Origin of the sequence: Arthrobacter sp. CAL618 (genome assembly GCF_000468215.1) — a bacterium.
Classification (GTDB): Bacteria; Actinomycetota; Actinomycetes; order Actinomycetales; family Micrococcaceae; genus Arthrobacter_D.
The window spans coordinates 1-10,308 of the sequence record NZ_ASZW01000015.1 but is presented as its reverse complement, the minus strand read 5'-3'; the positions used below and the strand labels follow the sequence as shown (position 1 = coordinate 10,308).

Genomic DNA, 10,308 nt, shown 5'->3' with positions numbered 1-10,308 from the left:
CCCCAACCGGTGGCCCTTCCGGGGGCGGTGCAGCCGCTGGTGGCGGGGCCTCTGGTGCAGCAGCGGGCGCGAGGGTCGGCGCTGCGGCAGGTCCGGCGGGTGCGGCTGCGGGCGCAGCGGTCGCCGCCGCGTCCAAGGGCGCACAGGCAGTAAAACAGGTGTCAGACGAAGCAGCGGGGGATGGTCCAAGTGGCAGCAACAGTAAATGATTACAAGCAACCGACCTACGGAAACTGGCGGGTTCCCCGCTCAGCCGGTCTAGGGAACTTCGGCGCTATCGGCACGGGCCTGATCCTTGTCGGCCTGGTGTTCGGCATTATTTCCTTCGCTATTTGGAACCTCTTTGTCGGCCTCGGCGTGATGGGCGTCTTTGGCATCGGCCTGGTCTTGCTCACTATCAAGGACAAGCACGGCATGACAGTGGTGGACCGGGCTGGTGGCCGGGCCGCGTTTTCGCGTTCCCGCCGGAAGGGTACGAACCTGTACCGTACCGGGCCTCTCGGCGTCACCACGTGGGGCATGTTCCAACTGCCCGGTATCGCCGCTAAGTCGCGCCTGTACGAGTTTCAGGACTCCTACAATCGCCCGTTCGCCATGCTCCACATGCCTACCACCAGCCACTACACGGTGATCTTTTCCACCGAACCGGACGGCGCTTCACTGGTCGATCCTGAACAGGTAGACGCCTGGGTATCGAACTGGGGCGGCTGGATCTCCGCGTTAGGTGATGAGGCCGGCGTCGAAGCAGCCTCCGTGACCATTGAGACGGCCCCCGATTCCGGGTACCGGCTGCGCAATGAAGTCGAAATGAACATTGACGAGAACGCGCCAGAGATTGCCAAGGAGATGCTGCGCGAGGTCATCCGAACCTACCCGGAAGGCTCCGCAACCGTTCGGGCGTGGATCACTCTCACGTTCAACGCCAACATGCGCTCCGGTTCTCGGAAACGCGAGCCTGAAGAAGTCGCTAAGGATCTTGCCTCCCGCCTCCCTGGCCTGTCGCAGCGGCTCCAAGCCACCGGTGCGGGTATCGCCCGGCCCATGGCGGCACAGGAACTCTGCGAGGTCGTCCGGGTCGCCTACGATCCTCCCGCCGCACTGGTCATTGATGAGGCGCACGCTGCCGGGCACCCGGTAGAACTCACCTGGGGCGAGGTCGGCCCTTCCGGTGCTCAAACGAATTGGGACAGCTACCGCCATGAAGGCGCGTATTCGGCGTCGTGGACGATGACGGGTGCCCCGCGTGGCTCGGTCCATGCCAACGTGCTCTCGAAACTTCTGGCCCCACATGGTGATGTGGACCGCAAACGGGTAACCCTGCTCTACCGCCCGATGGATTCGGCCCGCGCCGCTCAACTGGTGGAACGGGATCAGAACAATGCCAACGTCCGTATTACCTCGGGCAACCGCCCGTCAGCTCGTGCTCTGGTCGATGCCCGGTCAGCGGCCCAAACCGCGTCAGAAGAAGCACAAGGGGCCGGTCTGGTGAACTTCGGCCTGGTCGTCACCGCCACGGTCAACGGTCTGGACCGGCTACCTGACGCGGTGGCCGCGATTGAACAAACCTCCGGTGCAGCACGCCTGCTGCTGCGCCGCGCTTACGGGAGCCAAGATACGGCGTTCGCGGCTTCCCTGCCGATTGGGTTGGTGCTGCCTAAGCACGTCCTGCTGCCCTCAGAGATCAGGGAGGCGCTCTAAATGGCTCGCATGAAAGTTCAGAAAACCAGAACCCACACGGCCACGGTAGAGCCGAAAAAGAAGAAGGAAAAGAAGAAGGAAAAGAAACCCACGGTAATCCGGGAGAAGATACCGGGTGCTCGTGGTTGGCGTGGCCGTGGCGGCGGCGCAGCGGCGCTCGTCCCCTCAGTGCGCGAGTACCGGGGGACCACCGTGCAGGTGTGCGGGCTGTGGCCGTTCTCATCCGGCACGTCCTCACCGATGATCGGTGTCCCGATTGGGCGGCATGAGGAAACTCAGGCCACGGTCTGTTGTGATCCGATTAGCTGGTTCCAGCGGGCGGGGCTGATCTCTAATCCGTCCGCGTTCATCCTCGGCAAGCCGGGGCTGGGGAAGTCCACGCTGGTCCGCCGGATGATGCTCGGCCTCGCCGGTCAGGGCACTAACCCTCTCGTTCTCGGGGATTTGAAGGGTGAACACGTTGACCTAGTTCGCGCTGCTGGCGGGCAAGTCATCACGCTCGGCCGAGGCCGCGGATATTTGAACATTCTTGACCCTGGGCAAGCTATTGAAGTCGCGCAGCTCCTCGAGGGCCACGGCCACGAGGAAGCTGCTGTGCGGGTCCGTGCTGACGCGCACGGGCGGCGCCTGAATATGGTGGTCGCACTCATTACGATCAGCCGGAACATTCCCCCGACAGATCAGGAACAAACCATTCTCGACCGGGCGCTGCGGTGGCTCGATGAGCACTTTGACGGTGTCCCGATCCTGGGGGATCTGCTCAAAGTCATCCAGGACGGTCCGGACGAGTTGCAGCAAGTCGCCCTCAACCGGGGAGACTGGCCGCTGTATCAGGCTGAGACTCGGGCACTGGAGGCAACCCTGCTGGGTCTCACGGGTGGTGGAAAGCTGGGGGAGATCTTCTCCCAGCACACCACTAATCCGATGCAGCGTGATCGGGCTGTGGTGTTCGATGTGTCCTCCATTGACGAAACAGAAACCGACCTGCAAGCCGCTGTGCTGTTGGCGTGCTGGTCCTACGGCTTCGGTACGGTCAACGTCGCTAACGCTCTCGCGGACGCGGGGCTGGAGCCGCGCCGTCACTACTTCGTGGTCTTGGATGAGCTGTGGCGGGCGCTGCGGGCTGGTAAAGGAATGGTGGACCGTGTTGACGCGCTCACGCGTTTGAACCGCTCTGTCGGTGTAGGACAGGTGATGATTTCCCACACCATGAGTGACCTGCTGGCCCTGCCCGCCGAAGAGGACCGGATGAAAGCCCAAGGCTTTGTGGAGCGCTCGGGCATGGTCATCTGTGGTGGCCTCCCAGCCTCCGAAATGACTTTGTTGACCACAGCGATCCCGCTCTCCCGGCAGGAACAGCAAAAACTCGTGTCCTGGCAAGACCCGCCCGCATGGGACTCACGCGGCATCGACGTTGAACCACCCGGACGCGGAAAGTTCCTCATCAAAGTAGGCGGCCGACCCGGCATCCCGGTCCACATAGGGCTGACCAGTGTCGAAGCAAAACTCAACGATACAAATAAGCGCTGGCACGACACCCCTGAGGACGCACCACTACTCGCGGAAACGGCAGTGGCCCCACCAACGGCAGGAGAACCGGCATGAGCGCACCAAACCGCAAAGGCACCTCCGGCAGCTACACCGAGGGCATCCTTTTATTCTCGACCATGGGCCTAATCGCTGCCGTCCTGGGCGGTGCGTGGGTGTCCGCTCACTGGGGCTCAACGTTAGCCGGTATCTCTGTACCGCCGTCTCATCCAATTGAGCTGGTGGCTGGCCTTTTCAAGCAGGAGATCCCTTGGCCGGTACAGGCAACATTCGTTGCCGCCGGCATCGGTGCCGCCCTGCTCGTACTGGCGGTGCTTATTGTTCTGCTGGTGACTCGTTCCGGGAAGAACCGGACTCGCGTCGATAAAGCCGCCGTCCATATGGGCCGGGGCAAGGATCTGAACCACTTAGCCACCAAAGGCGCGAAAGCTACCGCTGAGCGCCTCGGAGTCGTGGATTCGGTCGGCGTCCCGCTGGGACGCACAGTGGCCGGGAAACGGCCTATGTGGGCGTCCTGGGAAGACATGCTAATTCTTATTGCTGGGCCTCGAACGATGAAAACCACGTCCTACGCTGTACCGGCAATCTTGGAGGCACCTGGCGCGGTCATAGCGACGTCGAACAAACGCGACCTTGTGGACGTGACACGCTCGATCCGTAGTGAAGTGGGTGAAGTGTGGGTATTCGATCCTCAAGGGGTGGCTGAGGAACAACCTACCTGGTGGTGGAATCCGCTCAGCTACGTCACGGATGAAGCGACAGCCGCGAAACTGGCAACCCATTTCTCTACTGGATCTCGGGAGCCGGGAGCTAAACCCGATGCCTATTTCGATACTGCTGGCCGGAACCTCCTTAAGGCTTACCTGCTGGCCGCTGCGCTCGATGAAAAGCCGATCACACAGGTTTACACCTGGCTGACCAAACAAGCCGATGACCGGCCCGCTCATATCCTCCGGGAACATGACTACGAAATGCTCTCCGACACGGTGATAGCGCGTCTCCGCGAACCGGAAAAGCAGCGTGCCGGTGTGTTCGGTACGGCTTTGGAAATGGTTTCGTCCCTCACTGACCGCAACGTCGGTAAGTGGATCACACCGGGGCCTGACCCGCGACGTCCAGAGTTCGAACCGGATATGTTCGTCCGTGGCAACGGCACCCTCTACAGCCTGTCCCGCGAAGGGGAAGGTACGGCAGGACCGCTGGTAACCGCTCTGACGGTGGCCGTCGTGGAAGCGGCAGAAGAATACGCAACCTCCCAGCCGGGCGGACGGCTAAAGCGTCCTTTGCTCGGTGTCCTCGATGAGGCGGCGAACGTTTGCCGGTGGAAGAACCTTCCCGATCAGTACAGCCACTACGGTTCCCGTGGAATTATCCTCATGACCATTCTGCAATCCTGGTCACAAGGCGTGGAGGTCTGGAACGTAGAAGGGATGCGCAAGCTCTGGTCAGCGTCGAACGTAAAGATTTACGGTGGCGGTGTCTCTGAAGTCCAGTACCTCGATGAGCTGTCCCGGCTGATCGGCCAGTACAGCTACATCAACGTTTCGCGCAGCTCGGGGAAGTCCGGGCGCTCCAACTCGCGGCAGGAAAACAAGGACGAGATCCTGTCCGTCTCTGACCTCACCTCGTTGCCGCGTTTCCGAGCGGTACTGTTGGCCTCAGGTGCCCCAGCCACAATGATTGAAACCATTCCCTGGATGAAAGGGCCTCACGCTCAGCGCGTGCAATCCTCCCGCGCAGCCCGTAAAGACGACGAAAGTGGTGAAGAGGTCGCATGAGTGAGTTCGTGGACGTCTTCAACGTCGATCATGACACCGGAGAAATGGGGGACGCTGAACCGGCGGTTGATGATGCAGCCGAACCCGATCTGTTCTACCCGGATCCACTTGCTTTCTTCCGCGGTACGCTCGGCCCCTCCTACGTCCGCGAAGTCAACGGCGGTTCAGAGTTCGTCTGGTGTCCGCAATGGTACAAACACCCAGAGGCGCTGGCTCGGATCGAGGCCGTATGGCGGGCATGGGAACATCTACGCATGGATGGCGCGCTAGGCTCCAGCATCTGGTGGATTAACCACGCAGATCCCCACATGAGTGTGCTCATGACACCGAACGGGCCCTTCAAAAAGTGCATCTACGAAGGTCACATCGAGCGAGCCAAACCCGAGCAAGTGAGCCTGCCGCACATAGAGCCCGAAGAAAGCATCTACCCGGACAGCTGACCAGTCCCGGAATTTTAGGAATGACCCAATAACCGCGCCCGCAACAATGGCCACCGAGCCCCGGCCGATCAGACTGCGGTGTATGGCCTCAATCAGACGTGTCACCTCACACAACAACCTGACCGATAGCATCATCCATTAACGCTATAATCGGGTTATGACGATCATTCATGCCGAGGATACTTGTGTTCGGCTCGATTCTGCTGCTGCTCTATTTCACTCCCTGAGTGACCAGACACGGTTAGCCATTGTGAAGCGGATGGCCGGTGGTGAGGTCCGGGTCAGTGACCTTATCGGGGAACTCAGCCTGGCGCAGTCCACGGTCTCGGCGCATGTGGCATGCCTGCGTGACTGCGGCCTGGTTCAGGGGCGGGTGCAGGGGCGCAGTGTGTACTACTCGTTGACCTGCCCGGAGTTGATGGACATGCTGGCCGCTGCCGAGGTCCTTTTGGCGGCCACCGGAAACGCTGTCAGCCTGTGCCCTAACTACGGAACTGCAACTACGGAACTGCCGTAACGACCCCTACTAACCCGAAAGAGAACGCGTAATGAGCGATGCATGCGGCTGCAGCGATGACGCGCCTGGTGTAGTTGAATCTGAACAGTTCGGGGGGTTCTGGCAGGTTTCGGAAGTCCGCGCGGCCGCCATAGCCTGCGCCCTCCTTGTGGCGGCATGGATCGCCTCGATAGCGGGCCCGCAGATCTGGCTGACCCTGCCCCTGGAAATTATTGCGCTGCTGATTGCCGGGTGGACATTCGTTCCCTCCACGCTGAGACGCCTGGCCGAGGGCAAGATCGGGGTTGGCACGTTGATGACCATCGCCGCGGTTGGGGCAGTCGCCCTCGGCGAGGTCCAAGAAGCGGCCATGCTCGCCTTCCTCTACGCAATTTCCGAAGGGCTTGAGGAGTACTCCCTGGCGAAGGCCCGCAGGGGCCTACGCGCGCTTCTGGATCTCGTTCCTTCCGAAGCGAGGGTGCTGCGAGGCGGGGTTGAAACAACCGTTGCCCCGGCTGAGCTTGTCCCGGGGGATGTGATGGTGGTTCGTCCCGGTGAACGGCTTGCCACGGACGGCAGGATCATCATAGGGCGCACCTCGCTGGATACCTCTGCCCTGACCGGAGAGTCAGTACCGGTCGAGGCAGGGCCCGGATCCGAGGTTTATGCCGGGTCCATCAACGGCACCCGCCCCCTTGAGGTCGAAGTCACCAGTAGCGCCGAGGACAACTCACTAGCCCGGATCGTGCACATCGTTGAAGCCGAGCAGTCCCGCAAGGGACCGGGTCAGCGTTTGGCTGATGCCATCGCGAGCAGACTCGTTCCGGGCATCCTCATCGCCGCGGCCCTCATCATTGCCTACGGGTTCATCGTCGGGGAACCGCTGCTGTGGTTTGAACGAGCCCTTGTAGTCCTTGTCGCCGCATCGCCCTGCGCGCTGGCTATTTCCGTCCCGGTCACGGTCGTCGCGTCCGTTGGCGCGGCGAGCCGCATCGGTGTCCTTATTAAGGGCGGCGGTGCGTTGGAAACGTTGGGTAAGATCCGCACCATTGCCTTGGATAAGACCGGTACCCTTACCCGCAACCGGCCAGCTGTGATCGACGTTGCCACCGCCGGAAATGCGACCCGCGACCAGGTACTCGCCCTAGCGGCGGGGCTGGAAGCGCACAGCGAACACCCGCTAGCCCGGGCAATTCTCGCAGCCACGGATCAGCGTGCCGACATTACTGACATGGACACAATCCCCGGCGTCGGTCTTGGAGGAAGGCTCAAAGGCAATCCTGTCCGCCTCGGCCGCCCCGGGTGGATCGATTCGGGTCAATTGGCCGCTGATGTCGAACGGATGCAGAAAGCAGGCGCGACCGCGGTTCTCATCGAGGAAGCAGGGCAAGTCATCGGGGCGATCGCCGTGCGTGATGAGTTGCGCCCGGAAGCCTCCGCTGTGGTAGCCCGGTTGACCAGGTCCGGGTACACCACGGTCATGTTGACCGGCGATAACATCATTACCGCCAAAGCCCTCGGCGAAGCTGCCGGTATCACCGAGGTGCACGCTGACCTCCGACCCGAAGACAAAGCCGAAATAATCCGCACACTCAAATCCAGGCAGCCAACAGCGATGGTCGGTGACGGCGTCAACGACGCCCCCGCACTGGCCACCGCCGACACAGGTATTGCGATGGGTGCCATGGGTACCGACGTCGCCATCGAAACCGCCGACATCGCCCTAATGGGCGAAGACCTCAACCACCTGCCCCAGGTACTCGACCACGCCCGCCGAACCCGGAGCATCATGCTCCAGAACGTCGGCTTGTCGCTGCTGTTGATCGCCGTACTGATCCCGTTGGCACTCTTCGGGATCCTTGGCTTGGCCGCCGTCGTGCTGGTACACGAACTGGCGGAGATCGTCGTCATCGCCAACGGTGTCCGGGCAGGGCGGATCAGCCGCAAAAACTCCACCTCCGCGTTGCAGGCTCCTGTCTTGGAACCAGTAGCGTGAGCGTCAATACAGCCGCCCAGGCAGAGACGACACCGGCCCCTGCCATGCGGATCAGAGCCACACTGCTGATTTGGGCTGTCGTTTTGGCGGCCGCGGACCTGGCCATCAAAGCGGTAGCTGAAACTCTGCTGGCGGGCGGGGAACTGATCGATCTGGGTTTGTTGAATTTCCGGTTGTATTACAACACGGGTGTTGCCTTCAGCCTCGGAGCGGACCTGCCGTCCTGGGTCATCATTGCCGGAACCGGCCTGATCATCGTCGGCCTGGCCTGGTACCTACTCCAATCCGCGCCGACCATCAACCGACTCGCACGGGCCGGTGGGGAGTTGCTGCTCGGCGGGGCGATAGGCAACTTTGTCGACCGGCTCGCCGGGCGCGGCGTCGTGGATTATCTTCACACCGGGTGGTTCCCCACGTTCAACCTCGCCGATGTCTTCGTGACCACAGGGGTCGCCGTTTTCGTCCTCGCCACATTCTGGCGGTCGCCGGCGGTGAAGCAACGCTAGCCCGCAACCATACGTTTGCAGGAAACTGAGGCTTCCGCCCCTCTTACAGGTGGCACCCTTTCAAACTTCTTCTCGACAGGAAACGCACTTTTGCAACACTTAGATGACCAGGGACCAAACCTTCCCGAGGATGTGCCAGGGCGTTCTGCTGCCACCCACCAGGAAGGCGATAATTCGGATGATTCTGTTCTCTACAAGGAACGCCTCAGCCCGACCATCGGGGTCTGGGCCCTCACCGTGGCCCTGTCGTTTGTCCCCTCAGTGATTTTCGTGCCCATCGACATCTTCATCGGAATTATGGCGTCGATTATCACCTTGATGGTGCTTGTTTTCGCCATGATCGCCTCGACTCCAACGATCCTCGTGACCGCCACATCTCTGAGGGTTGGCCGGGCACAGATTGACCGGATTTACATAGGCCGTGTAGAGAGTTTCAGGAAAGAGGAAGCTACCGCGCAGCGTGGGCCAAACCTTCACGGGTTGACCCACCTTTGCATCCGCGGCTGGATCGATGCTGTCGTCAAAATCGAGATCACCGACGATGAGGACCGGACCCCCCACTGGCTCGTATCGTCACGCCACCCTGACGAGCTAGCTGAGCTCCTCTGTGCGAAACCGGGTTAGAAAGCGGGAGAACTCTCGACGAACCCCACGTGGGCTTCGGGATGGCCGGCTGTGGACATAGAAGCGCCGGAAAACACAGCGATGGAGGTCGCTAGTCGTGTTCTCCGGCGCTTCTGATTCGGACGCGAACGCCCAGCAAATAATCACTCGCACATGAGGATAGAAAAAGACTACAGCGGGTTTCTGCGTTTTGCCTGACAATGCAGCTTCCAACCCTTGCATCTGACTTCAGTGCAGGGACTTCTCCAGAACGCCCCAAAGTCCAGAACGCCCCAAAGATTTTTGTAGAAGACCCATCCGGTTCCCCAGGTGTTACGAATCACAATAAGACGCGCCCAGTTAGGACGCGCGATCATCGCACAGAAGGATCAATCTAATGAATAAGAAGATGCGCCTCCTCGCAGTCCCCGTCCTCGCCCTTGGCACCGTTGCCATGGCAGGCGCCCCAGCCATGGCAGATCACGCCGCTGGCTCCTACTCCTCAAACCTCGGTCAGCTTAACGGCACCACCGGCACCGGTACCGTCACCGTTGATGTCGAAGGCACCACCGCCACAGTGAACCTCGAAGTTTCTGGCCTCGCCGAAACCTTCATGGACGGCCCCTACCCCCACGTCCAGCACATCCACGGCCTCGCCATGGGCACGTGCCCCACTGACGCTGATGACGCCAACGCTGACGGCATCGTCAGCGTTACCGAAGGCGCAGCCAAGTACGGTGGAATCCAGACCACGCTGACCACTTCCGGCGCCACCGGCCCCGAGGAAGGCCTCAACTTGGAGCTCGCCGGCCAGGGCGGAAGCTACACGATCCAACGGTCCTTCGAAATCAACCAAGGCACGCAGGACGCACTTGACGCCGGCACCGCCGTCGTCGTCGTCCACGGCCTGGACCCTGCCACCGCAGGTGTCTCCGAGGAAGTCTTCAACTCCCCGAGCGATCTCGACCCAGCGCTGCCCCTCGGTGCAACCTCACCAGCCCTGTGTGGAAACCTTGCAGAATCACAGATGGCTGCCATGCCTGAGGGTGGCGCCGACACCGGAGTTGCCCAGGAAACTGGCTCCAACGCTGCCATGATCGCCCTCGGAGGCGGCCTTGTCCTGGCAGCAGCAGCCGGCGGAACCTTCATGGTTCGCCGCAGCAACGCCAAGGCATAATCACACCAACGAATCACTAACATGGCGAACTGACCAGGCACATTCACCTCATCAGTTCGCCGGCGG

At 61.3% G+C, this 10,308-nt stretch carries 9 protein-coding genes; all 9 read left to right on the top strand.

What is annotated here, in order from left to right:
- Window positions 1-189 precede the first annotated feature (189 nt).
- The 9 genes from K728_RS0100485 to K728_RS0100445 all read left to right on the top strand — a co-directional run bounded on the left by K728_RS0100485 (window position 190) and on the right by K728_RS0100445 (window position 10,242).
- Window positions 190-1,698: an SCO6880 family protein gene (locus tag K728_RS0100485; protein WP_024475493.1), complete on the top strand. Its 1,509-nt coding sequence runs from the start codon at window positions 190-192 to the stop codon at window positions 1,696-1,698.
- Window positions 1,699-3,303, top strand: coding sequence for a helicase HerA domain-containing protein (locus tag K728_RS0100480; RefSeq protein WP_024475492.1), 1,605 nt, complete (start codon window positions 1,699-1,701; stop codon window positions 3,301-3,303).
- Window positions 3,300-5,024 carry a type IV secretory system conjugative DNA transfer family protein gene (locus tag K728_RS0100475; protein ID WP_024475491.1) on the top strand — a complete coding sequence of 575 codons (1,725 nt, stop codon included), beginning with the start codon at window positions 3,300-3,302 and terminating at the stop codon, window positions 5,022-5,024. Before K728_RS0100480 ends, K728_RS0100475 begins: the two co-directional genes overlap by 4 nt.
- On the top strand, window positions 5,021-5,464 hold the full coding sequence (locus tag K728_RS18020) for a DUF4913 domain-containing protein (RefSeq protein ID WP_237742056.1): 444 nt from the start codon (window positions 5,021-5,023) through the stop codon (window positions 5,462-5,464). Before K728_RS0100475 ends, K728_RS18020 begins: the two co-directional genes overlap by 4 nt.
- Before the next feature lie 157 nt (window positions 5,465-5,621).
- Window positions 5,622-5,981 (top strand): ArsR/SmtB family transcription factor, encoded by a 360-nt coding sequence (locus tag K728_RS0100465; RefSeq protein ID WP_024475490.1) that lies wholly within the window; start codon window positions 5,622-5,624, stop codon window positions 5,979-5,981.
- Between the two features lie 31 nt (window positions 5,982-6,012).
- Entirely contained in the window at window positions 6,013-7,956 is a 1,944-nt protein-coding gene (locus K728_RS0100460) for a heavy metal translocating P-type ATPase (protein ID WP_024475489.1), read from the top strand.
- Complete coding sequence (gene lspA / locus K728_RS0100455) at window positions 7,953-8,462, top strand: signal peptidase II (protein ID WP_024475488.1); 510 nt, start codon at window positions 7,953-7,955, stop codon at window positions 8,460-8,462. The genes K728_RS0100460 and lspA overlap by 4 nt, the downstream gene beginning before the upstream one ends.
- Before the next feature lie 90 nt (window positions 8,463-8,552).
- Complete coding sequence (locus K728_RS0100450; protein ID WP_024475487.1) at window positions 8,553-9,086, top strand: DUF3093 domain-containing protein; 534 nt, start codon at window positions 8,553-8,555, stop codon at window positions 9,084-9,086.
- A 376-nt stretch (window positions 9,087-9,462) separates the two neighbouring features.
- Window positions 9,463-10,242: a CHRD domain-containing protein gene (locus tag K728_RS0100445; protein ID WP_024475486.1), complete on the top strand. Its 780-nt coding sequence runs from the start codon at window positions 9,463-9,465 to the stop codon at window positions 10,240-10,242.
- The last annotated feature ends 66 nt before the right edge of the window (window positions 10,243-10,308 follow it).